The sequence below is a fragment of the Geothrix limicola genome (genome assembly GCF_030268085.1).
In the GTDB taxonomy this organism is placed as follows: Bacteria; Acidobacteriota; Holophagae; order Holophagales; family Holophagaceae; genus Geothrix; species Geothrix limicola.
In genome coordinates, this window is sequence record NZ_BSDE01000005.1 from 166,797 (window position 1) to 191,624 (window position 24,828).

Genomic DNA, 24,828 nt, shown 5'->3' on the forward strand with positions numbered 1-24,828 from the left:
GCGCTTCTTCCACCGGAACCCCATTCGTCCTCCAGGACATCACAGCCGGCTTTCGTGATGCCCTCCCGTCCTTCCTGAAGGAGACCTACATGCCAGCAACCCTGACGTACCCCGGTGTCTACATCGAGGAAATCCCCAGTGGTGTCCGCACCATCACGGGGGTGGCGACCTCCATCACGGCCTTCCTGGGCCGCGCGTTGAGGGGCCCGGTCAACCAGGCCGTGACCCTCAACAACTATGGCGATTTCGAATCCACCTTCGGAGGCCTCGATCCGGGTTATCCCCTGGGCTATTCCGTCCGGGATTTCTTTCAGAACGGCGGCTCCCAGGCCATCGTCGTCCGGCTCTACAAGTCCGATGGCGGCAACGCCAAGTCCACATTGAAAATGCCCGGCGGCTTGAATCTCTCCGCCGCCTCCGAAGGCACCTGGGGCAACCTGCTCCGCGGTCGCGTGGACTACGACAAGCTGAGCGATGAGATCGCGCAGGGCTACAACCCCACCTACACCAAGTCCGATCTCTTCAACCTCTCCCTCTACGATGGCGTCACAGGGAAGGTGGAGACCTTCCTCAACCTCACGGTGAAGGAAAGCCCCCGCCGCGTGGATCGCGTGCTGGCGGGGAGTTCCAAGCTGGCGAACGTATCGGGCTCCCTGCCCGCCTCGGTGCCCACCAACCAGCCCGCGCCGGAAACCGGGAAGACCATCTGGACCAGCGACACCGCCTCCATCAAGGTCGCGGATGCCGACAAGGCCACCGACGGCGCCGCGCTCAGCACCGCCGCAGACTTCACCGGCAGCCTCGCCTCGAAGACCGGCCTCTACGCCCTCGAGAACGTCGACCTCTTCAACCTCCTCTGCATCCCGCCCGACACCCGCAGCGGCGATACCCCCACGGATGCGCTGTCGGAATCGCTGGCCTACTGCCAGAAGCGCCGGGCCATGCTCATCGTGGATGCGCCCAGCGGATGGACCGGCGCCAACGATATCGTGAGCAATTCGAAGCTGGCGGCCCTGAACCTCTCGGGCCTGGCCACCCGGAACGCGGCCCTCTACTTCCCGCGGGTGCTCGAAACGGATCCCAAGCGGGACGGCCAGATCGATACCTTCGTCCCCTGCGGCATCATCGCGGGAATCATGTCCGCCACCGACGCCCAGCGCGGCGTGTGGAAGGCCCCGGCGGGCCTGGATGCGGGGCTTTCAGGCATCCAGGGGCTGGCCGTCAACCTCACGGATGACGAGAACGGCATGTTGAATCCCCTGGGGATCAACTGTCTGCGTTCCTTCCCGGCCGCGGGTCGCGTGGTCTGGGGCGCCCGCACGCTGCGTGGCGACGACCAGCTGGCGGACGAATACAAGTACATCCCCGTGCGCCGCCTGGCCCTCTACATCGAGGAAAGCCTCTACCGCGGCACCAAGTGGGTGGTCTTCGAACCCAACGATGAGCCGCTGTGGGCCCAGATCCGGCTGAACGTCGGCAGCTTCATGAACAACCTCTTCCGCCAGGGCGCCTTCCAGGGCCAGTCCCCGCGTGATGCCTACTTCGTGAAGTGCGACAAGGAGAGCACCACCCAGAACGACATCGACCTGGGAATCGTGAACATCATCGTCGGCTTCGCCCCCCTGAAACCCGCGGAATTCGTCGTGATCCAGCTCCAGCAGATCGCTGGCCAGATCACGGTTTAGGAGATCCCCATGGCTCAATTCAGTGTCAACGCGCAACGCTTCGATCCCTACAAGAACTTCAAGTTCCGGGTGAAGTGGGACGGACGCTACGTGGCCGGCATCAGCAAGGTGGGCGGCCTCAAGCGCACCACCGAGGTGGTGAAGCACCGCGAAGGCGGCGACCCCAGCACCACGCGGAAATCACCGGGCCGCACCGAATTCGACGCCGTCACGCTGGACCGCGGCGTGACCCACGACGTCGAGTTCGAGCGCTGGGCCAACAAGGTGTGGCACCTTGGCGGCGGACTCGGGGCCGAAGTGTCCCTGAAGGATTTCCGCAAGGACATCATCATCGAGGTCTACAACGAGGCCGGCCAGCTGGTCATCGCCTACAAGCTGTACCGCTGCTGGGTCTCGGAATACCAGGCCCTGCCCGACCTCGACGCCAACGCCAACGCCGTCGCCATCCAGCACATCAAGCTGGAAAACGAAGGCTGGGAGCGCGATGTGGACGTGACCGAACCCACCGAGCCCAGCTTCGCCGAACCGCCCGTCGGGTAGATCCCATGTCGATGCTCACCGCTTCGGAACTGCTCCACGCCTGGGAGCGGGGCCAACACGCGACCCATCCGGAACGGGCGATCCTGCTGCTCGAAGTCGCCTCGGCCGCACCCGCCCCGGGAGACCTGCCCGTCGGCCAGCGGGATGGCCTTCTGCTGGCCCTGCGGGAGCGGCTCTTCGGCCGAAGCATGCTGTGCGTGGCCTCCTGTCCGAACTGCGGTGAAAGGTTGGAATGGTCCATGGACACCCGCCAATTCAAGCCGTTCGAACCCTCCCCGGCCGAGCTGCTGCTCGAACGGGAGGGGTATCGCATCCGCTTCCGGGTTCCAGCCGGATCCGACCTCGTGGCCTGCGCCGCTGATTCCGATCTCGGCACCGCAGAGCGCCGGCTGCTGGAGCACTGTGTCCTGGAGGCCCAACACAACGGCGAAGCCGTCAGCGTCCACGGGCTTCCCGAAGACCTGATCCTGGCATTGACCACGACGATGGCCGAGGTCGATCCCTGCGCGGATCTGCAGGTGCAGGCGAGTTGCCCCGTGTGCCTGCAGGAGTGCCCGTCCACTTTCGACATCGTGTCGTTCCTGTGGACCGAACTGCAGGATTGGGCCATCCGCGCCCTGCAGGAAGTCCATATCCTCGCCACCGCCTATGGCTGGTCCGAACGGGAGATCCTCGACCTGAGCCCCTGGCGCCGGGGCCTCTATCTCCAGATGGTGGGACGATGACGCCATTCCTCGAGCGCCTCGCCGCCCGAAGCCTCGGGGCCATGCCGGTGCTGCAGCCGCGACGCGCCTCGCGCTTCGAGGCGACGGATACCTCCGGGGCCCCGGAAGTGGTCGCGGAAACCGAATCCAGTTCCCCCGTCCGGGCCGCGGAAGCGCCGGCGCCTTCCCAGGTGTTCGTCCCGGCCACCGCGACCTCCCGCGCGCCCGAAGCCGCGGGGCCCCCACCGCCCCGGCGCGAACCGTCACAGGACTTGGGGACACCCGCCAAGCCCGCGTTGACGCATGAGGTCTTCACTCCGGAGATCGAACGCCCTCGCGAGAAGGCGCCGCTGCTGGCGGCACCTGAACCCGTTTTCCGGCTCCATGAGGTGCAGGTGCCCGCCTCGCCCGCCAGCCTCCCCCCGAGCCCACTCCTGCCCTTCAGTCAGGCCCGCGAAGCACAACCGCTCCTCGCCGCGTCGCCGCACCACCCGGCCTTTGCGGAACCGCTTCCCGCCCAGAGGCGCGAACCCAAGGCAGCCCTGCCGCCGCCGAGCCCCGAGCGCCGCGAGGACATCCACATCAGCATCGGTCGCATCGAGATCCGGGCCCTGCCCACCAAGGCCCCGCAGGCGCCCAGGCGGACGGCGGAAAGCCCTGCCTCCACCCTCGACGCCTACCTCCAGCAGCGCAGCCACCGGAGAACGCCGTGAGCAATTCGCTGGCCATCGCCGCAGTCACCGCCACGTTGCGGAACCTGCTGGACACCAAGATCAACGCCAGCGTGGCGGACGATCCGTCGACGGATCCCGGACTCGCGGGAACCGGTGTCACCACCAAGGCCCTCGACAAGGCGCGGACCGGCAGCGGCAACCAGGTGAACCTCTTCCTGTACCAGACGGCAGTCAACGCGGCCTGGCAGAACATGGATCTGCCGCAGCAGACGCGGCCCAACGAACAGGGAAGGCCCCCTCTGGCCCTGGTTCTGCATTACCTCGTCACCGCCTACGGGGCGGGCGAGGACGATCAGATGGGCCACCGCCTGCTGGGGCGCTCCATGAGCGTCCTCTACGATCACGCCCTGCTCGGGCCCTCGGAAATCCAGGCCGCCCTCGCGGGCAACGACCTGGCCCACCAGGTGGAGCGCGTCCGCATCAGCCCCCTGGCCCTTTCGGTGGAGGAGATCTCCAAACTCTGGACGGTCTTCCAGACCCCCTACCGCATTTCCGCCGCCTACCAGGTCTCGGCGGTGCTCATCGATAGCAACGCGCCCACCAAGGCGGCGCTGCCGGTGCTGAAGCGGGGGCAGGACAACCGGGGCGTGGCCAGCCAGACGAGCCTCGATTCGCCCTATCCGAACCTCACCAGCCTCGGCCTTCCCGCCAACCAGCCCAGCGTCCGGTTGGGCCAGACCGTGCAGCTGCTGGGGGCCAAGCTCGGCGGCACGGCCCAGGGCATCCTGCTCCAGCACTCCCGATGGGAGGCCCCCATCGAGGTGCCGGCCGCCGGAACCCCGACGGACACCGAGATCGACGTCGTGATCCCGCCCACACCGGCGGCCTGGCCAGCGGGACTGTACCTCGCGTCCGCCCTGGTCCAGCGCCCCTCGGAAACCACCCGGCGCACCACCAACCAACTGCCGCTGATGGTGGCCCCCGTCATCACGTCGGCCCTGCCTCTCAGCACCGCCGTGGGCGCCACGCTCTCCCTCAGTTGCAGTCCCGACGTGCTGCCCGCCCAGCGGGTCTCCCTCTTCGTTGGTGACCGGGAGGTTCCGGCCCAGCCCCATCCCGCGCAGACCTCCAGCCTCGACTTCGCGCTGCCCGCGGACCTCTCCGGCACCTACTTCCTCCGCCTTCGCGTGGATGGCATCGACAGCCAGCTGGTGCAGGACTACACGGCGGCGAATCCGGCCTTCGATCCGCTGCAGAAGGTGACCCTCTCATGAGCGATCTTGAGCACAACCTTGAGCAATGGCTCACGGGCAACGAAGCCCACCTGAGCGCCTCCCTGAGCTGGCTGCGCCTGCGTTTCACCCGCCTGGTCCAGCACGCCGAAAACGGCGGGAACGCTCCCCTGGGGTCCGCGACGTCGGAACCCGCCAAGGCACCCTGGTGGAAGTTCGAAAGTGGGAAGCCAGCTCGCGAAGCGATCCTCCCGGCGCTCCTGAAGGAGGATCCCGACCAGCTTCAGAAACGGGTCTCGCAGGCGGCCCAGGCCGCCGTCGCCGCCGCCGAGACCATGGACCCGCCGCCGGCCCTGTCCATGCTGGCCCAGCGCTTCGGCCTTTCCCACTTCGAGCAGCAGGTGCTGCTGCTCTGCTCGGCCATGGAGCTGGATCCGCACACGGCCTCCCTTTGCGCCTACGTCCACGGGGACCCCGCCAAGACCTTCCCCACCTTCGCCCTCGCCCTGTCGCTCTTCGAGAACCCCAGCTGGGATGCCCTCTCGCCCCAGCGCCCCCTGCGCTACTGGAAGTTCCTGGAGATCCACCAGCCGGGCGCCCTTCCCCTCACCGCCAGCGCCCTCCGCCTGGATGAGCGGATGCTCAACCTCGTGAAGGGTCTGAATCATCTGGACGACCGCCTGGCGTTGTATCTCCAGCCTCTGGAGGGATCCGAGGCTGAGCTCCCACCTTCCCAGCAGGCCAGCGTCGACCGGATCCTGAACCATGTGGGGCCGTCCGGGTCCGCCTCATCTTCCAAATCCTCGCCCAGCCTGGTGCAGCTCCCCGGCCCCCACGGGCCCAGCAAACAGCAGGTCGCCGCCCGCGTGGCCGCGACCCTCGGCCTGCACCTGCACCGGCTGCCCGTGGAGGCGATCCCGGCCCAGCCCGGCGACCTCGACACCTTCCTCCGATTGTGGCAACGCGAGCTTCGCCTGCTGCCCGTGGGCCTCTACGTAGATGCCAACGGCACTGGAGGTACAGGCGGCGCGAACCTCGCGGCCTTCCTCCAGCAGGACCTCGGCCTCTGTTTCGTGGACACGCGGGAGTCCCTGCAGGTTCCCGGAAGCGCCGTCGTCGAAGTCGCCAAGCCCTCGCACGCCGAGCAGCGGGCCGCCTGGTCCCAGGCCCTCGGAGATCGGGCCGGTGAAAGCCCCACCCTGCTCGGGGGCCAGTTCAACCTAGGCTTGCAGGACATCCGCAACATCGTCTCCGGTGTGACGGCGGATGCCTCCGGAACCCTGCACGAGAAGCTCTGGGATGCCTGCATCCAGGCCAACCGGCCCCAGCTCGACGCCCTGGCCCAGCGGCTCCACCCCATCGCCACCTGGGAGGATCTCATCCTTCCCGCCAACGAGCTGGGCCTGCTGCGCCAGATCGCGGGCCAGGTCTCCCAGCGCATGGCCGTCTTCGAAGAGGGTGGCTTCGGCGAGCGCATGAACCGCGGCTTCGGCATCTCGGCGCTCTTCGCGGGCGAAAGCGGCACGGGCAAGACCATGGCCGCCGAGGTCATCGCCAACGCGCTGCGCCTGAACCTCTACCGCATCGATCTCTCCGCCGTGGTGAGCAAGTACATCGGCGAAACCGAAAAGAACCTGCGGAAGCTCTTCGATGCGGCGGAGGACGGTGGCGCCATCCTCTTCTTCGACGAGGCCGATGCCCTCTTCGGCAAGCGCAGCGAGGTCAAGGATAGCCACGACCGCTACGCCAACATCGAGATCAACTACCTGCTGCAAAGGATGGAGTCCTTCCAGGGCCTGGCCATCCTCGCCACCAACATGAAGGGCTCCCTCGACACGGCCTTCATGCGCCGCCTGCGCTTCGTCGTGAACTTCCCCCACCCCGGCGCCGCCGAGCGGCGGCAGATCTGGGAGAAGGTCTTCCCGTCCAAGACGCCGACCCAGGCCCTCGATTTCCAGCGCCTGGCGCGGCTCAACATCTCCGGCGGGAACATCCACACCATCGCCTTGAACGCCGCCTTCCTGGCCGCTTCCGCCCGGAAACCCGTGGGCATGGAGCACGTGCTGGAGGCGGCTCGCGCCGAATTCCAGAAACTGGAAAGGCCCATGAACGAGGCGGATTTCCGCGTGTCCGTGCCCGTACTCGCACCGGTCAAGGGAGGCGCATGAGCCTCCACCTCCACATCGACCGCCTGGTGCTGGAAGGCACCGAACTCACACCGAGGGATGGCGCGCGCCTTCAGGCCGCTCTCGGGATGGAGCTCAAGGCGCTCCTGGAGACGCGAGCGCTTCACCCCGTACTCGCTCAGGGGGCCGCGCTGCCGAGCCTCCAAACCTCGCCGATGGCTCTGCCCGCGGCCGCGAATCCCGGACACTTCGGCAAACTCATCGCCCGCAACCTGGCGGGAACCCTCACCCGACAGGGGCGCCCATGAGAGGCGCCCTCCCTCAGGCCCGGTTCGCCCCTCGCCGCTTCGCCACGAGGGCGGGGAGGGCGGAGCCATGAACGGGAAAACCGTGCTGGGCGCGCCGCCCGGGAAGGTCCTGTCGAAACGCCCGCCGATGGGATCCCTGCTTCAACGGCAGTGTGCCTGTGGCACTCACCAGCCAGGGGGCGGCGAATGCATGGAATGCGCGAGGAAGAAGCGGGTCCAGCGTAAGGGGAACGACGCGCTTCGCGGCGCCCCGGCCTGGCCGCTCGTGCAGCGCGCCCTCGCGGGACCCAGCCAGCCCCTGGATTCCGCCACGCGGGCGTTCATGGGACCGCGCTTCGGGCACGACTTCAGCAAGGTCCGGGTGCACACGGATGCCCCCGCGGCGGAATCCGCCCAGGCCCTTCGGGCGAAGGCCTACACCGTGGGTCCGCAGATCGTCTTCGGCCCGGGCCAGTACCAGCCCACCACACCTGCGGGGCGCCAGCTGCTCGCCCATGAACTGGCGCACACGATCCAGCAAGGCGATCAAGCCGCCGCGCCCAGCATGGCCACGGAAGTCAGCCAGCCCGACGATCCCCTGGAGGTCGAAGCCGACCGTGCGGCCGCGCGGGCCCTGGCCTCGCCCCAGGGGGCCCCTTCAGGTGTTCAACCCCCGGTGATCCAGCGGCCAGGGGCCGTCGCCCTCAAGGTGCAGCGCTCAGTCACGGATGAAGCCCTCGGGGCCCACGCCGATCAACGCGAATCCGCGGCCCGGGGTGATGCAGCCGTGGAAGGCAGAAGCGGCGCGGCGATCCCGCAGAATGCCGATCCGGCCGCAGCTCCCGGAAGCGCCCAGGCCCCGGGCACCACGCCCGGAGCATCCTCCGTCACCACCTTTCCCATCTGCTTCGCGCCCAGTGTGTTCTTCAACCCCGTGGTCGCGGCGGGCTTCGGACTGCTCGCCGAGAAGCTCATCGAAAAGGACTACTGCTCGAAGATGGGCTGCAAGGCCGGTGAGAATTATTTCGATCCTTCGCTGGGCGGCCCCGATCCGCGGTACGCGGCCTTCATCATCCGCAACAATCCCGGCCTCAGCCGCACCCATCGCGCGATCCTGCGCGCCTCGCCCATGCGCCGCCCCGATATCCTCACCCATACGCCGTCCCGCCAGGACTATTACGAGATCAAGCCCGACTCGATCTACGGAACCATCTCGGGGCTCGAGAAGCTGATCGAAATCGGCGCGATCATGAGCGTATTCTCCCTGCCCTACGTCGCCGGAACCACGTACACCCCCTCGCCCAAGATCCCGCTCGTCGGATTTTCCGTGGGGGGCGTGCCGGTGGAGGCGTTCCTGAGCGTGAAGCGGGGCCGCGCGGGACTGGTGCAGTACGAGGTGTGCCTGCGGACCAACTGGGCCCTGGTCGCTTTGGCCGCGGCCATCGCCGCGCTGATCATTATCCTGATCATCCTCATCGGCGAAGAAGGCGGCATCCCCCTTCCCATTCCCGACCCCGGTGATCCGGATCGCGTGCCCGCGCCCCTGCCATCGCCCAATCCGGTACCCTCCCCCATCCCACCCCGCACACCCTCGCCCGTGCCCGCGGTGGTGGGGGGAGCCGGCGGATCGGCCGGAAAGGAAAACCCCGCCCCCGGTGCATCCTCAGGGGGTCCCTCGGCCACGCCCGGAACGGCAAGTTCGGGACCGAGTGCCACCCAGGTCACGCCCCGGCCCTACACGGGAACCATCGATGGATCCTTCCATTTCAACTACGTCTCCGGACTGCCGCCCACGCCGGCGCCGGGGACCACCTATCCCGTCACGATCTCCTTCCAGAGCCATGGCAAGTCCTGCGTCGCCGTGGTGCCCTTCATGGTGGACGCCGTCGCCGCCGGCATGGTGGATCTCCACAGCACCAACGCGTCGCCCTTGGATGTGGCGCCTGAAGGAGATCAGCCGCCCCTGATCATCCGCCCCAACAATCCTGCGCGCCTTCCGTTGGCGCGGTTGGGAGGGACGAGACCATGAATGGGACCACGCTCCAGTCCTCAGCCCAGCCTGCGAAGAAGGTGTCCCAGACCTTCCTTCCGGGCCGGCTGCTTCAGCGCCAGTGTGACTGCGGCACCCACTCGCCGGGTGGGGGCGCCTGCGAAGCCTGCCAAAAGAAGAAGCTCCAGCGGAGTCCCGAACGCGGGTCCAGCGGCACGACCGCCGCGCCGGGTCTCGTCCACGACGTGCTCAGCCGCCCGGGACAGCCCCTGGATCCCGCGACTCGCGCCTTCATGGAACCCCGGTTCGGCCAGGACTTCAGCCGCGTGCGCGTCCACGCCGACGCCGGGGCCGCCGCCTCGGCCCGCGAGGTGGGCGCCCGGGCGTATACGGTCGGGCGGCACATCGTGTTCGGCCCGGGCGGTTTTTCTCCCGCGAGTCCCGGCGGGCGCGAACTCCTCGCCCACGAACTCACCCATGTCGTCCAGCAGGGTCCGGGGCGCGACCTCGAGGCCGGCGCGGAACTGAGCGTGGATCCATCCCCTGCGGCGGAACAGGAGGCGCAGGCGGTTTCGGCGCGGATCATGAGCCCGGAGGCGGCCTCGCCTGCGGCGGTACGGCCTTCGCCGGCCGGCATCCAGCGGATGCCCCTCGCCCTGCAGCGCAGCCTGGGCGATGGCGAATGCACCAGCAAGGGCGTGCCCTGCGCCACCGGGGATGCCTGCGCCAAGCCCGACAAAGAACCCGCCGCGGCCCTGGGGCAGAGCACCGCGTGGACCCTCACGGTCAACATCGACACGGAGGCGAGCTCCTGGGAGAACGCCCTGAGGACCACCTCGTTCGGCCACGCCTTCGTGCACTTTTCTGAGAATTCCGGCCGCGAGTTCAGCTACGGTTTCTACCCCGCCGGCGCGGTGCCCAACGAGAACGTCCGGAGCGTGCCCGGCTGTGTCCACCACCCGGACACGACCCACGACCGCTGCACCGATCGGAAGGTGACCTATTCACTGACCCAGCCCCAGTACACCGCCGCCCTGACCGTGGCTCAGAATCAGTGTCGCAGCCCGCGAAACTACGGCCAGACCTTCACCTGCGCCACCTTCGCCACCGAGGTCGCCCAGGCCGCGGGCCAATCCATCCCTTCGGCCCGCAGCGAGCCGACCACCGTGTTCTACCAGGAGGTTCCGGGCGTCGACAACCCGAACACCCTGCAGGACAACGTGGACGCCGAAGTGGAGAAGGATCCGAAGAAGAAGGGCTTCTGGAACAGCGCCACGCCTCCACCCCTGCGCCTGCAGCCCGTGGAGCCGATCGCCCTCGACGGGGATCCCAACGCGCCCGTGTTCAAGCTCGACTGGCTGCCGGTGGATGGCGCCACCCTGCGCTGGCGCCTCTACGACAGCCAGGACAGGCACTACCTGATGCGCGGCGCAGAGGGCGATCAGGACGCGCTGGACTTCCTGGATTTCACCGCCAACAAGAGCGCCATCATCGGCCGCAAGACGCGCGACCTGCTCAAGCAGCGAGGGGTCAGCGCGGGAAGGGTCCAATGCTCGGTGCGCTTCCCCGTGAAGGGCTGGACCGACCAGGTCCTCACCCTGCCCGTGAGCTTCGTATGACCCCCCGTTTCCTTCTCCGATCCGAGTTCTCCGAGGCCACGCCATGACCGCATCCCCGATCTCTCCCCGACTCGTGAAGGGCGGCCTCGTGCTGGTGGATCCCACCACCGGCTCGGTGCTGCGCATCATCTCGCTGCAGTACAACCCCGACTCCCTGTCGCGCACCCTGCAGGTGCAGGGCATGAGCGAGGGCTCGGACCGCAGTGAAGCCCTGCGCCTCAAGGGGCCGCCGGTGGAGACCCTCAAGGTCGAAGCCGAAATCGACGCCACGGACCAGCTGGAGTTCCCCGATCAGAACGGCAGCACCGTCCAGACGGGCATCTTCCCGCAACTGGCCGCGCTGGAAACGCTCATCTATCCCACGAGCCAGAGCCTGCTCAGCAACTACGCCCTGTCCCAGGCCGGCACCCTGGAGATCGCGCCCATGGAGATGCCCCTCACGCTCTTCGTGTGGAGCGCCCAGCGCATCCTGCCCGTGCGGATCACCGAATTCAGCATCACCGAGGAGGCCTTCGATCCGGCCCTGAACCCCATCCGCGCCAAGGTGAGCCTGGGCATGCGCGTGCTGAGCGTCACCGATCTGGGCTTCGAGCACAAGGGCGGCAGCCTCTACATGGTCTACCAGCAGCAGAAGGAACAACTCGCCTCCACGAGCCCGGGCGGCGCGCTCGGCGGGCTCGGCATCTCGGGGATCCCCGCATGAACGCCTTCCTCTTCACGCCCTCCAGCCGCTACAACGGCCTGCCCACCACCACCCTGGAGACCGCGGACCATCGGATGGTCCCCTACCTGGTGCGGCGCTTCCTGCCCGCGCCGGAACGCTTCGCGCTGCTGGGTGAGCACGTCGTCACGCAGGGCGAGCGCCTCGACAACGTCACGGAGCAGTATTTCGGCGATTCCCTGGCCTTCTGGCGCATCTGCGATGCGAACCGCGCCATGCGGCCCGAGGAGCTGCTGGAGCGCCTCGGCCGCCGCCTCCGGATCACGCTGCCCGAAGGCATTCCCGGGACACCCCATGCTTAAGGGCGTCCACCTCACGCTGATGATCGGTCCCGTGGTGCCGGTGCCGGTGCCCGAAGCCGTCTTGAACGCGCTCCAGAGCGTGCAGGTGAACATCGGTGGAGACAGCAAGACGCCCAGCGGTTTCGAACTGAAGTTCAGCCTCAGCAACAAGGGCCCGCTGCAGACGCTCTTCCTGCTAACCGGGGGTTCGCTTCCCCCGATCATGCGCGTGATCCTCGTCGTCACGTTGAACGGCCTGCCCGAGGTGCTGATCGATGGCGTCATCACCCAGCAGAAGACCCAGCCGGGTCAGGATCCGGGCCAGTCGGTGCTCACCCTCACGGGTGTGGATCTTACGGCGGTCATGGGTCTCATCGACCTGGATGGCGTGCCCTACCCCGCCATGCCTCCGGAGGCCCGCGTGGCCCTGATTCTGGCCAAGTACGCCTGGCTGGGCATCGTGCCCATGGTCATCCCCAGCCTGCTCAGCGACGTGCCCATCCCCACCCAGGAGATCCCCCGGCAGCAGGGGCATGACCTCGATTACATCAATGATCTGGCAGACAAGGCGGGCTACGTCTTCTACCTGAATCCGGGCCCCGTGCCCGGCATGAGCACCGCGTACTGGGGTCCCGAGATCCGGGTGGGCGTGCCCCAGCCGGCCCTGAACCTGGACATGGATGCCGCGCGGAACGTGGAGACCCTCAGCTTCACCTTCGACGCGGACCACAAGGCCATGCCCATCGTCTACGTCCAGAATCCCGAGACCAAGATCCCCATCCCCATTCCCATTCCCGACATCTCGCCCCTCAGCCCGCCGCTGGGCCTCTTCCCGCCCATTCCCAAGCAGTTCCCCCAGCTCAAGGACACGGCGAAACTCTCGCCCGTGCAGGCCATCCTCACGGGCCTCGTGGTGGCCGCGCGCTCCTCGGACGCCGTCACCGGCACGGGCACCCTGGACGTGCTGCGTTACGGGCGCCTGCTGAAGGCCCGGCAACTGGTGGGCGTGCGCGGCGTGGGGCCCGCCTATGACGGCCTCTACTACGTGAAGAGCGTCACCCACACCATCAAGGTCGGCGAATACAAGCAGAACTTCACCCTCGTCCGGAATGGCCTGGTCTCGACCTTCCAGCAGGTGCCCGCATGATCCAGAAATACTTCGGAAAGTACCGGGGCACGGTCCTCCAGAACATCGACCCGATGCAGATCGGCCGCATCCAGGTGGTGGTGCCCGACGTCTCGGGCCTGCTGCCCAGCAGCTGGGCCATGCCCTGCTTCCCCATCACGGGCAAGCAGATGGGCGCCTATTGGGTGCCCCAGATCGGATCGGGCGTGTGGGTGGAATTCGAGCAGGGCAATCCCGACTATCCCATCTGGGTGGGCGGCTTCTACGGGATCGCCGCGGAGGTGCCGGCCCTGGCCCTGGCGGGCAATCCCGCCAGCCCGAGCATCGTGCTGCAGACCAGCCTGCAGAACTGCCTCGTCATCAGCGACCTGCCCGGCCCCACGGGCGGAATCATGCTCAAGAGCACCACCGGCGCCACGCTGATCGTGAACGACACGGGGATCTACATCCAGAACGGCAAGGGCGCCAGCCTCACCCTGGTGGGCCCCACCACGGATATCAACACCAGCGCCTTGACCGTCATCTAGGGGATCTCACGATGCCTGGAACCCTTCTCCATGTCGGTGCCACGGTGCTCTGCTCCCACGGAGGGCAGGCCCAGCCCACGGTGCCCAATCCGCGCGTGACGGTGAGCGGCATGCCCACGGTCACCCTGCCCAATCCCTTCGTGGTGGCGGGCTGCGCCCTGCCGCCGCCCACCGCGGGCAACGGGCCCTGCGTCACGGCCCAGTGGCTCACGGGCGCCACGCGCATCACCTCCGGCGGCATGCCCCTGCTGCTCCTGGACAGCCAGGCCATCTGCGCCCCCACGGGCACACCCCTCCTGATCACCTCCACCCAGACCCGCGCCACGGGCATGTGAGGCCGCCATGGACATCGACTTCCCCTTCCATTTCGACGTCCGCGGCCGCACGGCCAGCACGGGCCCCGACGATCACATCCGCGACATGATCGAAGAGCTGCTCTTCACGAATCCTGGCGAGCGGGTGAACCGCCCCGACTTCGGCAGCGGTCTGATGCAGATGGTCTTCGCGCCCAACAGCCCCGAACTGGCGGCCACCCTCCAGTTCACGGTGAAGGCTGCCCTCAGCCGCTGGCTGGGCGATCTCATCGACATCCAATCCCTGGATGTCCTCGCCCAGGATTCCACGCTGCAGGTCACCTTGTCCTACCGCGTGAAACGAACGGGGGACCTGCGCTCCGAGACCTTCATCCAAGGAGGCGCCGTATGAACCAGACCCTGGTCTGCCTGGACGAGGACCGCCGCCGCACCCTTCACGAGCAGGGCTGGAACGGCCTCGACTACGTGGAGGTCACGGACGATCCGCCCTCCCTGTGTGTGCACTTCTTCGGCCCGATCCCCGATGGCCTCACGGCCGCGAACCTGCGCATCACCGGCGGCCGCCGCGTGCGCGACCTGAAGATCCTGTCGGTGCAGGTGAATCACGCGGATGATCCCGAACTGGATGACTGCCTGAACCTGACCTTGGATCAGAAGGGCGACTTCTCGACGTACACGCTCTGCCTCGTGAGCCTGCCTCCCGTTCTCACCCTGGAGGCCAGCGCGGCGGCGGCCACGGCCTTTCCCGGCTTCGATCCCCGCTACCTCTGCGTGGACTTCCGCTTCCGCCAGGACTGCCCCTCGGACCTGGACTGCAAGGATGAGCGCGTCTGCCCGCCGGACCTGCCCCCCGAACCGGATCTGAACTACCTGGCCAAGGATTACGAAAGCTTCCGCCAACTGATCCTCGATCGCCTGAACCTGCTCATGCCCGACTGGCAGGAGCGGCACGTGCCGGACCTGGGCATCACCCTCGTGGAGTTGCTCGCCTACACCGGCGACTACCTGAGCTACTACCAGGACGCCGTGGGCACCGAGGCCTACCTGGGCACGGCCCGGCAGCGGATCTCCGTGCGCCGCCACGGGCGGCTGGTGGACTACCGCCTGCACGAAGGCTGCAACGCCCGCGCCTGGGTCTGTGTGAGCACCAACACCGACGTGACCGTGGACCCCGCGCAGCTTTTTTTCATCACCAAGGTGGAGGGCCTCGTCCTTTCTGAAGGCAAGCTCCTCGCGCCCACAGATCTGCAGGATGCGGCCCTGAGCGCCTATGAGGCCTTCGAACCCCTGGTGGATCCTTCCGTCACGTCGCTTGCCTTCTGGGCGACCCATGACGAGATCCCCTTCTACACCTGGGGCGACGAGCTCTGCTGCCTGCCCAAGGGGAGCACCGAAGCGACCCTTCTCGATGAGATCTCCATCACCAGCACCGATGGCGCCGTGAGCACCTCGCGTGCCTTGCACCTGCAGGTGGGCGACGACCTCCTCCTGGAAGAAGTGCTGGGCCCCGACACCGGCAACCCCGCGGATGCCGATCCCACCCACCGCTGCGTGGTGCGCCTCACCCGAGTCGTCCAGGACGTGGATCCCGTCTACGGGCGCATGGTGCTGAACATCGCCTGGTCGCCGCAGGATGCCCTGCCCTTCCCGCTCTGCCTGTCCTCCCGGCTCCCGGCCCCGGACTGCGGCCCCCTCGCGAATGTCAGCGTGGCCCGCGGCAACGTGGTGCTCGTGGATCACGGCCTCAGCCTGCCCACCGAAACCCTGGGCGTCGTGCCCACGGACGAGGTGGTGGGCGCCTGCGCCTGCGAAGGCGCCGTGGTGGACGTCACCGAACGGGCAGGCGCTTTCGAGCCCACCCTGCAGCGTTCGCCCCTCACCTATGCGGAGCCGCTCCCACCTTCAGTCTGCGCCAGTCCCCTGCTGCTGCAGGATCCCCGCGAGGCCCTGCCCCAGGTGCGCCTGTTCAGCGTGCCCTCCATGAAGCCCGAGGAGGCCGCCCTGCTGGGCCCCGAGGTGCTGGACGACCCCACGACCCTCGTGCGCCAGATGCAGAACAGCCACGATCTCACCGCTCAGGCCGTGAAGGCCATGCTGTCGCTGCAGACCCGCCAGCTCATCGAGGCCCTGGCTCCGGACGCACCTCTGGACGCCGATCTGCTGGCCTCGCTGCAGACGGACCTCCATCGCCTCATCCGCCCCTGGTGGCCCCGCTACGATCTCATCGAAAGCGAGGGAGACGACGCGGCCTTCGTCGTGGAGGAGGACGATCAGGGCATTGCCCACCTGCGTTTCGGTGACGGCGAGCTGGGCCTGCAGCCCGTGGCCGGTGCCACCTTCAAGGCCCGCTATCGCCTGGGCAACGGGCCCGATGGCAACGTGGGCGCCGAAGCCATCCGGTTCGCCGGGCTGCGCCAGGGCCTGCTCGACGGCGTGACGCTGAAGCCGCGCAATCCCCTGCCCGCCCAGGGCGGAACCCCGCAGGAAACCACGGCCCAGGCCAAGCTGCTGGCCCCCACGGCCTTCCTCGAACAGATCATGCGCGCCATCACGGCCGCCGACTACGCCACCCTCGCCGAGCGCCAACCCGCGCTCCAGGGCGCCGATGCGAAGCTGGCCTGGATGGGCAGCTGGTACGAGGCCCGGGTGGCCGTGGATCCCCTCGGCACCGAAACGCCGGATCCCGCCTTCCTCGAAGACGTCGAAGGCGCCCTGCACCCCTACCGGCGGATGGGCCACGACCTCGAAGTCGTCGCCGCGGAATACGTGCCCTTGGACATCGAACTCACGGTGTGCGTCCGGCCCGACTACCTTCGCGGCCATGTGGAGGCCGCCCTGCTGCAGATCTTCAGCGACCGGGCCCTGCCCGACGGCAGCCTGGGCTTCTTCCACCCGGATCGGCTCGGCTTCGGAGACGGCGTCTACCTCAGCCAGCTCGTGGCCGCGGCCCAGGCGGCGCCGGGCGTGCAGCACGTGGAGGTGACGCGGCTGGAGCGCCTCTACGAAGGCCCCAACGGCGAGATCGAAAAGGGCCTGCTTCCCCTGGGCACGGGCCAGATCGCCCAGGTGGACAACGATCCGGACTTCCCCGAGCACGGGCAGTTCCATCTGGTGATGCGAGGTGGACGATGAGCAACTGCGGATGCGCGCCCGGTCAGCCCTGTGGCTGCTGCCAGGGCACCCAGGTCCTCACGCCGAGGACGATCTCCAACCGCCCAGGCCTGCCAGCCCTCACCTACCGCGTGGGCACGCAGGGCACCTTCCTGGAAACCATGAAGGCCCGCCTCAGTTCGGCGGACTATCCCGCCCTGGCTGGCCTTCGCACCCGCGAGGCCTCGGATCCCGCCATCGCCCTGCTGGACGCCTGGGCCTGCGTGGGCGATGTGCTGACCTTCTACCAGGAACGGATCGCCAACGAAGGCTACGTGCGCACCGCCACGGAGCGCCGCTCGGTGCTCGAACTGGCGAACCTGGTGGGCTATCGGCTCCGGCCCGGCGTCGCGGCGTCGGTCTACTTCGCCTACACCCTGGAGAACAAATCCCTGCCTGTGGTGGTTCCCGCGGGGTCGAAGGCCCAGAGCATTCCCGATCCCGGCGAGACCGCCCAGACCTTCGAAACCTCTGAAGATCTCGAAGCCCGCGTGGAATGGAACCTCCTGAAGCCCCGTCCCACCCGGCCCCAGCGCATCGACTACAACTATTCGGAAAAGGCCCTGACGACGGACACGGTCTACTTCGACGGCACGGCCACCAAGCTGAATCCGGGCGACGGCCTGCTCTTCGATTTCAACGGCACGCGGCTGCTCCGGCACGTGAAGACGGTGAAGGCCGACTACACGGCCCAGCGCACCCAGGTGATCCTCCAGGAAACCGCCCAGCCCTTGGCCGCCGCGGCCCACGCTGCCACTGCGTTCGGCACCGCGTTCAGCACCACCCACATGATGAGCAGCACCAAGGGAGACGGTGATGGCCAAGGCGTCATCCCCCTCGACGCCCTGTCCTTCCTCGCCCCCAGCCTGTCCGTGCCCGCCACACCTCAGCTGGCCAGCGCCGCCAACCTGGCGCGATCCGTGTCCCAGGTGTTCAATGCCAGCGCGGACGTCCACCCCCAGCTCCTGTCCCAGTTCTACCCCCTGGCGGCCGCCTACTTCTACCAGGCCTGGGCCGTGTCGTTCCTGGACTACGCCTACTCGCCGCTCACGGCCGTCTACGCCATGCGCGTCATCGCGAATCCCTTCGGCTACACCGCCAACAAGACGCCCAATTTCGGTTCTGACAACAAGGTCACCAGCCAGTCCGATTGGTCCCCCTCCGGCGAGGGCGCCGACCTGCTCTTCCTCGACACCTTCTACGGCAGCATCAGCAACGGAAGCCCCGTGGCCATCCAGGCTCCCGATGGCACGTACACCTATTCCGACGTGGGCACCCATACGGAGGTGGCGAGGTCGGCCTACGGTCTCAACGGCAAGAGCTCTAGGCTCGATCTGACGCCCTCCTCCTGGCCGGGCTACACCGGAACCACCATCGACAACCTCCGGAAGACCCTGGTCTACGCGGGCGCCGAACGGCTCGGCCTCGCCCAGGAACCCATTCCCGACGATGTCAAAGGCTCCCAGATCACGCTCGACGACCTGTACTCGGATTTCAAGGCGGGCCGCTGGATCATCGTGACCGGCGAGCGCACGGACGTGCGGATCAACGCCAGCCAGACCCTTCCAGGCCTCGTGGGGACGGAGCTCGCCATGATCGCGGGCGTCCTGCAGGACGTGGATCTCACCCTGGCTGGCGACACGGTGCATACCACCCTGACGCTGGCCAAGCCCCTCGCCTACACCTACAAGCGCAGCACCGTGGGCCTCTACGGCAACGTCGTGAAGGCCACCCACGGTGAAACCCGCAACGAGGTGCTCGGCGGCGGCAACGCGGGCCCCCTGCAGACCTTCGTGCTCAAGCAGCCCCCGCTCACTTACGTTTCGGCGCCCAGCGTGGACGGCATCGCCAGCACCCTGCAGGTGCGCGTGAACGAGGTGCTCTGGCACGAGGCCAGGGGCCTGGCGGGCCTCGGCCCCAGGGACCGCGCCTACCTCACCCGCACGGACAACGAAGGCAAGACCTCGGTCGTCTTCGGCACGGGCGATCAGGGCCTGCGCCCACCCACGGGCCTCGAAAACATCGCAGCCGTCTACCGCAACGGCATCGGCAAATCCGGGAACGTCAAGGCCGGGCAGATCTCGCTGCTGGCCTCCAAACCCCTCGGCGTGAAGGCCGTCGTGAATCCGCTGCGCGCCTCCGGCGGCGCGGACAAGGACACCCGCGATCAGGCCCGGTGGCGGGCGCCCCTGGCCACCCTTTCGCTGGACCGCCTCGTGTCCGTCCAGGACTACGCCGACTTCGCCATGACCTTCGGCGGCATCGGTAAAGCCAGCGCCACGAGGCTCACGGACGGCGTCCGCCAGCTCGTGGAGATCACCATCGCGGGCGTGGACGACATCCCCATCGACCAGAGCTCGGATCTCTACGCCAACATCCAGAAGGCCTTCCGGACCTACGGCGATCCCTATCAGCCCATCCGCGTGGATGTCCGCGAGCTGCGCCTGCTGGTGATCAATGCGGGCGTGAAGGTGCTTCCGGACTACCTCTGGGTGAACGTGAAGCCCAAGATCCAGGCCGCCCTCCTGGACGCCTTCGGCTTCGAACGCCGGGATCTGGCCCAGCCCGTCTACCTCAGCGAGGTCATCCAGACCATCCAGGGCGTGGTGGGTGTGGCCTACGTGGACGTGGACGCGCTGGACAGCGTGCCCGAAGGCGTGACCGCCGACGACCTCGCCCAGCTCAGCACCCAGCTCCAGGCCGCGGACCAGCCCCACGCGAGGATCCCCGCCCGCGAGGCCTGGGTCGATCCCACCCAGACCGATCCGGCCAAGCGCATCCGGGCGGCCCAGCTCACGATCCTGAGCCCCGCCGTGCCCGACACCCTGAACCTGAAGGAGCTGACATGAGCCCCCTGTACGAGCTGCTGCCGGTCATCCATCAGCGGCGGGACGCCGAGCAGGGCTACCCTCTGAAGCAGCTGATGGCGGTCCTCGACGAGCAGGTGGGCGTGGTCCGGCAGGACATCGCCCAGCTGTACGCCAACTGGTTCATCGAGACCTGCCAGGACTGGGCCGTGCCCTACCTGGGCGATCTGGTGGGCTACGAGCCCGTGCACGAGGCGGGCGAGCCCGGCCCCGTGGATACGCGCGAGGGCCGGCTCCGGAACCGCTTCCTCATTCCGCGCCGGGCCGTGGCCAACGCCGTCCGCGACCGGCGGCGGAAGGGCACCCTCGCCATCCTGGAGGATCTCTCCCGAGACGTGGCGGACTGGCCGGCCCGGGCCGTGGAGTTCTACAAGCTGCTGGCCTGGAACCAGCACCTGAACCATCAGCGGCTTTGGCGCGGCGGCACCGCCGACCTGCGCCGGGGCGAAGTCCTGGATCTCGTGGATGGCCCCTTCGACCGGCTGGCCCACACCGTGGACGTGCGGCGCATCGATTCCGGACATGGGATCGGACGGTTCAACATCCCCAGCGTGGGGCTCTACGTCTGGCGGCTGGGCTCGTACCCGGTCACGGAAACGCCCGCCTACTGCCTGGAGGAGGTGGGCTCTCAGTGCTACCTCTTCAGCGTGCTGGGCAACGACACCCCGCTGTTCAACAAGCCCCAGCCCGAACCGAGTCCCACCCACATCGCGGACGAGCTGAACCTGCCCGTGCCCATCCGGAGGCGGGCCTTCGAAAGCCCCGTGCTCGTCGATGGCAAGCTCGACCACGTCGAAGCCTCCACGGCCTACTACGCGCCTTCCGCCGAGGATACGAAGAGCCTCGCCATCTGGGCGCCGGACTGGCCCAAGAAGGGCGCGCCCCAACCCCTGCCCGCCCCTCTGATCGTGCCGGCGGACCTCACGGACTGGACCTATCGCACCGTCAAAGGCACGGTGGCCGTGGATCCTGTGCTCGGCCGCATCGTCTTCCCCACGGGGCAGCTGCCCAAGCGGGGCGTGCGCGTCTCGTACCGCTACGGGTTCAGCGCCGACATGGGCGGCGGCGAGTACCGACGCACCCTTCGGAACCCGCTGGGACACAAGCTCTACCGGGTGGGCGCCAACGAGGACTACACCACCCTGCTGGCGGCCCTCGGCGCCTGGATGGCCGAGCGGGCGGACCAGCCCACCGCCGTGGTGGAGGTCCAGGAAAGTGGCGTCTACACCGAAAGCCTCAACCTCGACCTGCGGGCGGGCGAAAGCCTCCAGATCCGCGGGGCTTCCGGCACCAGGCCCGTGCTGCGCCTGCTGGACCTCCAGGCGGACATGCCCGATGCCTTCAGCGTCACCGGGGCCCGGGGCAGCCGCTTCAGCCTGGACGGCTTCATCGTCACGGGACGCGGGCTGAGGATCTACGGACCCGATCCCTCGACGCCCATTCCCGCGGCAGACGCCGCCAAGCCAACGGATCCGGGTGATCTCTGCGAAGTGGCCCTCCGCCACTGCACCCTGGTGCCCGGGTGGGGCCTGCAGTGCGACTGCGACCCCAAACACCCCAACGAGGCCAGCCTCGAGCTGGACAACACCCAGGCCTGCATCCGCATCGAGCACTGCATCCTCGGCAGCATCTACGTGGTGGCCGACGAGGTGAAGCTGGATCCCGTCTCCATCCACATCCGCGACAGCATCGTCGACGCCACCAGCGACGACCGCGTGGCGCTGGGATCCGCCACCCTTCCGGCGGCCTACGCGCGGGTGAGCTTCATCCGCAGCACGGTCTTCGGCCAGGTCCAGACCCACGCCATCGAACTCGCCGAGAACAGCCTCTTCACGTCCACCGTGAGGGTGGCGCGGCGCCAGGTGGGATGCATGCGCTTCTGCCACGTGCCCAGCGGTTCGCGCACGCCCCGCCGCTACCATTGCCAGCCCGACCTCGCCATCCAGGCCCTGGGGAAGAACCCGCCGCCTGCGGATGTGGCCCTGGCCCGGGAACAGATGGCACCGCGCTTCATGAGCCGCCGCTACGGGCAGCCGGCCTACGGGCAGCTCGCCGAGGGCTGCGCGCAGGAGCTCCGCCGCGGCGCCGACGACGAATCCGAAATGGGCGCCTTCCATGACCTCTTCCAGCCTCAGCGGGCCGCCAACCTGCGTGTGCGTCTCGACGAATTCACTCCCGCCGGCATGGAAGCCGGAATCCTCTTCGCCAACTGACCCCCTTTGCCAACCGATAAGGAGCATCCATGAAAGGCGATTTTTCGCGCGTGACCTTCGACCCCACCGAGCACTACACCCGTGTGCTGCTTCAGCAGGGGCGGGTGAGCCTGGATGCGGATTTCAACGAGCAGGCCGCCATCCTCCTACACCGGCTCCAGGTGATGACCGCGGACCTGGTGGGGGAAGGCGCCGGGCCGACCAACAACCTCGGCTTCACCATCAGCGCCTCCGCCACCTCCGGGGACTTCGGCATCGGCAAGGGGCGGTACTACGTGAACGGCATCCTCGTGGAAAACGACGCCGACTGCTCCTTCCTCGCCCAGCCGGATTATCCCGTGCCCACGGCCAAGCTCCTGACCGGCGTGACGGGCAACTTCCTCGCCTACCTCGATGTCTGGGAGCGCCACGTCACCGCGCTGGAAGAGCCCGAGATCCGCGAAGTGGCCCTGGGCGGCCCGGACACGGCCACCCGCGCGGAAGTGGTCTGGCAGGTGAAGCTGTATCCCCTGCCGGGAGTGGCCACGAACACGGGGAAGAACGCGGCCAGCACGGCGCTCCCGAGCCTTCAACCCGATGCGATGAAGGTGCTGTTCACGAAGGCGGCCTCCCAGGACACGACGGCGAAGGCGGGCAGCCCGGCGGCCTTCGCGCTGTCCCAGGACCTTCCCATCCCGCTGAGTTACGCGACGCTGCGTGCCCGCGCGAAGCAGAACCCGCCGGACACGGATCCCTGCGCCATCCCGCCCGCCAGCAGCTACCGCGGGCTTGAGAACCAGCTCTACCGTGTGGAGGTCCACAACGGCGGCCAGCTCAGCGACAAGCCCACCTTCAAGTGGTCCCGCGAAAACGGCTCGGTGACCTTCCCCATCCTGAAGATCACCGCCGACACCACCAACGCCACCACCACCCTCAGCCTCGCCAACCTGGGCCGGGACCAGAAGCTGGGCCTCGCCGTGGGCGACTGGGTGGAGATCGTGGATGACACCTACGTCCTGCAGAATCTTGCGGAACCTCTGCTCCAGGTGACCAGTATCTCCCTCGACGATCTGTCGGTGACCGTCAGCGGGTTGCGCGCCACGGCCAACCGCGGGGATGATCCCACCCAGCATCCCCTGCTGCGGCGCTGGGACCAGCCGGGCAGCGCCACGGACCTCACCAACGGCGCGGTGCCCATCACCCTGGGTTCGGCCACGGTGGACACGGATTGGATCGGCCTCGAGGATGGCGTGCAGATCCTCTTCGAAGCCCTGGCCCAGACCAACGGCCTCGCCTTCTTCCGCACGGGCGACTACTGGCTGATCCCCGCCCGGGTCGCCACCGGCGACGTGGAATGGCCCCAGTCCGCCGGAACCGCGAGCGCCCTGCCCCCGCGAGGCGTCGAGCACCAGTACGCCGCCCTGGCCCGGATTTCTGTCGCATCAGGCACCGTCAGCGTCACCAAGGACCTGCGACGCTCCTTCGACGTCATTTCCAAGCCCATGCCCTGAGCAGCGCCGATCTTATGGCCTAACCTTCGCCCAACCTTCCATTGATCCCGCCGATGGAATCGAAGTACCTTGTATCCGTTTCAGCAGGCTGGAATCCGGTACAGGAGATCCACCGATGGACCTTGAGCACGCGCAGAGTGAGGCTGACGTTCCCGCGCCCAGCACGCGGAAGCGGATGATCCTGATGATCCTCGCCGTTGGCCTGTTCCTGGGGCTGCTGGTCGGGTTCAACGTCTTCAAGGGCATCATGATCGGCCGGTCCATGGCCGGCGGGGGCGAGCCGCCCCAGGTGGTGAGCGCGGCGCCGGCCAAGGAGGAGGCCTGGCAGCCCGCACTCCGGGCCGTGGGCACGATCCGGGCGCGGCAGGGCGCGGACCTGGCCTTCGAGGTCGCGGGCGTGGTGGTGAGCATCGATGCGAAGGCCGGCTCCGAGGTGCGCGCCGGCCAGCCCCTGGTGAGCCTGAACGATGACACCGAAGCGGGCCAGCTGCGCCAGCTCCAGGCCGCGGCCGCCCTGGCCAAGGCCACCCTGCGCCGCGCGAAGGAGCAGTTCGAGGCCAAGACCATCAGCCCCGCGGATTTCGAATCGGCCGAGGCGGATTTCAAGGCCAAGGAGGCCGCCGTCCAGGCCCAGACCGCCGTGGTGGCCAAGAAGCACCTGGTGGCACCCTTCGCGGGCCGCGTGGGTATCGTGAACACGAGCCCCGGCGCCTACCTCAATCCCGGCACGCCGGTCCTCACCTTGCAGCAGCTGGATCAGGTCTACCTGGACTTCTTCCTGCCCCAGCGCGACGTGGTGAACGTGCGCCTGGGGCAGCGGGTGGATGCGAGCCTGGATGCCTTTCCGGGCCGCACCTTCAGCGGCAAGGTAAGCGCGGTGAACCCCAAGGTGGAGGGGAACACGCGCAACGTCCAGGTGGAGGCCACCTTCGCCAACCCGGGGCGGCTGCTCGTTCCCGGCATGTTCGTCAACGCAACCCTCGACGTCGGCACGCGACAGATGCACCTCACCCTGCCCCAGGCCGCCGTGACCTACAACCCGTACGGCGCCATCGTCTTCGTCGTGAAGGGCGACAAGGCCTCGGGATCCAAGGCCCAGCAAGTCTTCGTCACCACGGGCGAGAGCCGCGGCGACCAGGTGGCCATCCTGAAGGGCCTGAAGGCGGGCGACCTCGTCGTCACCAGCGGCTCCCTGAAACTGCGGAATGGTACGCCCGTCGTGGTGGACAACAAGGTGCAGCCCGCCAACGACCCAGCCCCCACACCCCAGGAACAATGAGGC

Annotated in this window: 20 protein-coding genes; all 20 read left to right on the forward strand. The window is 67.9% G+C overall.

Features of this window, described 5'->3' with window-relative positions; all coding sequences use genetic code 11:
• Positions 1-89: 89 nt before the first annotated feature.
• The 20 genes from QSJ34_RS13405 (at position 90) to QSJ34_RS13500 (ending at position 24,825) form a co-directional block, all read left to right on the forward strand.
• Entirely contained in the window at positions 90-1,685 is a 1,596-nt protein-coding gene (locus QSJ34_RS13405; RefSeq protein ID WP_285576065.1) for a phage tail sheath family protein, read from the forward strand.
• Positions 1,686-1,694: 9 nt separating this feature from the next.
• A complete protein-coding gene (locus tag QSJ34_RS13410) occupies positions 1,695-2,225 on the forward strand; it encodes a phage tail protein (protein ID WP_285576067.1) in 531 nt (176 codons plus the stop codon).
• A gap of 5 nt (positions 2,226-2,230) precedes the next feature.
• The gene (locus tag QSJ34_RS13415; protein WP_285576069.1) at positions 2,231-2,950 is read left to right on the forward strand and encodes a T4 family baseplate hub assembly chaperone; all 720 of its coding nucleotides are present in this window, start codon (positions 2,231-2,233) and stop codon (positions 2,948-2,950) included.
• Positions 2,947-3,642 (forward strand): hypothetical protein, encoded by a 696-nt coding sequence (locus tag QSJ34_RS13420; RefSeq protein WP_285576071.1) that lies wholly within the window; start codon positions 2,947-2,949, stop codon positions 3,640-3,642. The genes QSJ34_RS13415 and QSJ34_RS13420 overlap by 4 nt, the downstream gene beginning before the upstream one ends.
• Positions 3,639-4,877 carry a Pvc16 family protein gene (locus tag QSJ34_RS13425; protein WP_285576073.1) on the forward strand — a complete coding sequence of 413 codons (1,239 nt, stop codon included), beginning with the start codon at positions 3,639-3,641 and terminating at the stop codon, positions 4,875-4,877. The genes QSJ34_RS13420 and QSJ34_RS13425 overlap by 4 nt, the downstream gene beginning before the upstream one ends.
• The gene (locus QSJ34_RS13430) at positions 4,874-7,003 is read left to right on the forward strand and encodes an ATP-binding protein (protein WP_285576075.1); all 2,130 of its coding nucleotides are present in this window, start codon (positions 4,874-4,876) and stop codon (positions 7,001-7,003) included. The genes QSJ34_RS13425 and QSJ34_RS13430 overlap by 4 nt, the downstream gene beginning before the upstream one ends.
• The gene (locus QSJ34_RS13435; protein ID WP_285576077.1) at positions 7,000-7,269 is read left to right on the forward strand and encodes a hypothetical protein; all 270 of its coding nucleotides are present in this window, start codon (positions 7,000-7,002) and stop codon (positions 7,267-7,269) included. The genes QSJ34_RS13430 and QSJ34_RS13435 overlap by 4 nt, the downstream gene beginning before the upstream one ends.
• Positions 7,270-7,336: 67 nt before the next feature.
• Positions 7,337-9,277 (forward strand): eCIS core domain-containing protein, encoded by a 1,941-nt coding sequence (locus QSJ34_RS13440; protein ID WP_285576079.1) that lies wholly within the window; start codon positions 7,337-7,339, stop codon positions 9,275-9,277.
• Positions 9,274-10,857 carry an eCIS core domain-containing protein gene (locus QSJ34_RS13445; protein ID WP_285576081.1) on the forward strand — a complete coding sequence of 528 codons (1,584 nt, stop codon included), beginning with the start codon at positions 9,274-9,276 and terminating at the stop codon, positions 10,855-10,857. Before QSJ34_RS13440 ends, QSJ34_RS13445 begins: the two co-directional genes overlap by 4 nt.
• Before the next feature lie 43 nt (positions 10,858-10,900).
• Entirely contained in the window at positions 10,901-11,560 is a 660-nt protein-coding gene (locus tag QSJ34_RS13450) for a hypothetical protein (RefSeq protein ID WP_285576083.1), read from the forward strand.
• Entirely contained in the window at positions 11,557-11,880 is a 324-nt protein-coding gene (locus QSJ34_RS13455) for a hypothetical protein (protein ID WP_285576085.1), read from the forward strand. Before QSJ34_RS13450 ends, QSJ34_RS13455 begins: the two co-directional genes overlap by 4 nt.
• Positions 11,873-13,006, forward strand: coding sequence for a hypothetical protein (locus QSJ34_RS13460; protein ID WP_285576087.1), 1,134 nt, complete (start codon positions 11,873-11,875; stop codon positions 13,004-13,006). The genes QSJ34_RS13455 and QSJ34_RS13460 overlap by 8 nt, the downstream gene beginning before the upstream one ends.
• Positions 13,003-13,512 carry a phage baseplate assembly protein V gene (locus QSJ34_RS13465; protein WP_285576089.1) on the forward strand — a complete coding sequence of 170 codons (510 nt, stop codon included), beginning with the start codon at positions 13,003-13,005 and terminating at the stop codon, positions 13,510-13,512. The genes QSJ34_RS13460 and QSJ34_RS13465 overlap by 4 nt, the downstream gene beginning before the upstream one ends.
• Positions 13,513-13,523: 11 nt before the next feature.
• On the forward strand, positions 13,524-13,847 hold the full coding sequence (locus QSJ34_RS13470; RefSeq protein WP_285576091.1) for a hypothetical protein: 324 nt from the start codon (positions 13,524-13,526) through the stop codon (positions 13,845-13,847).
• A 7-nt stretch (positions 13,848-13,854) separates the two neighbouring features.
• The gene (locus QSJ34_RS13475; protein WP_285576093.1) at positions 13,855-14,217 is read left to right on the forward strand and encodes a GPW/gp25 family protein; all 363 of its coding nucleotides are present in this window, start codon (positions 13,855-13,857) and stop codon (positions 14,215-14,217) included.
• Positions 14,214-16,958, forward strand: a complete 2,745-nt coding sequence (locus QSJ34_RS13480) for a putative baseplate assembly protein (RefSeq protein ID WP_285576095.1) — start codon at positions 14,214-14,216, stop codon at positions 16,956-16,958. Before QSJ34_RS13475 ends, QSJ34_RS13480 begins: the two co-directional genes overlap by 4 nt.
• Positions 16,955-19,825, forward strand: coding sequence for a putative baseplate assembly protein (locus tag QSJ34_RS13485; RefSeq protein WP_285576097.1), 2,871 nt, complete (start codon positions 16,955-16,957; stop codon positions 19,823-19,825). Before QSJ34_RS13480 ends, QSJ34_RS13485 begins: the two co-directional genes overlap by 4 nt.
• Positions 19,822-22,056: a hypothetical protein gene (locus QSJ34_RS13490; protein ID WP_285576099.1), complete on the forward strand. Its 2,235-nt coding sequence runs from the start codon at positions 19,822-19,824 to the stop codon at positions 22,054-22,056. Before QSJ34_RS13485 ends, QSJ34_RS13490 begins: the two co-directional genes overlap by 4 nt.
• A gap of 29 nt (positions 22,057-22,085) precedes the next feature.
• Positions 22,086-23,546, forward strand: coding sequence for a DUF6519 domain-containing protein (locus QSJ34_RS13495; protein ID WP_285576101.1), 1,461 nt, complete (start codon positions 22,086-22,088; stop codon positions 23,544-23,546).
• 115 nt (positions 23,547-23,661) lie between these two features.
• Positions 23,662-24,825 (forward strand): efflux RND transporter periplasmic adaptor subunit, encoded by a 1,164-nt coding sequence (locus QSJ34_RS13500; protein WP_285576103.1) that lies wholly within the window; start codon positions 23,662-23,664, stop codon positions 24,823-24,825.
• The last annotated feature ends 3 nt before the right edge of the window (positions 24,826-24,828 follow it).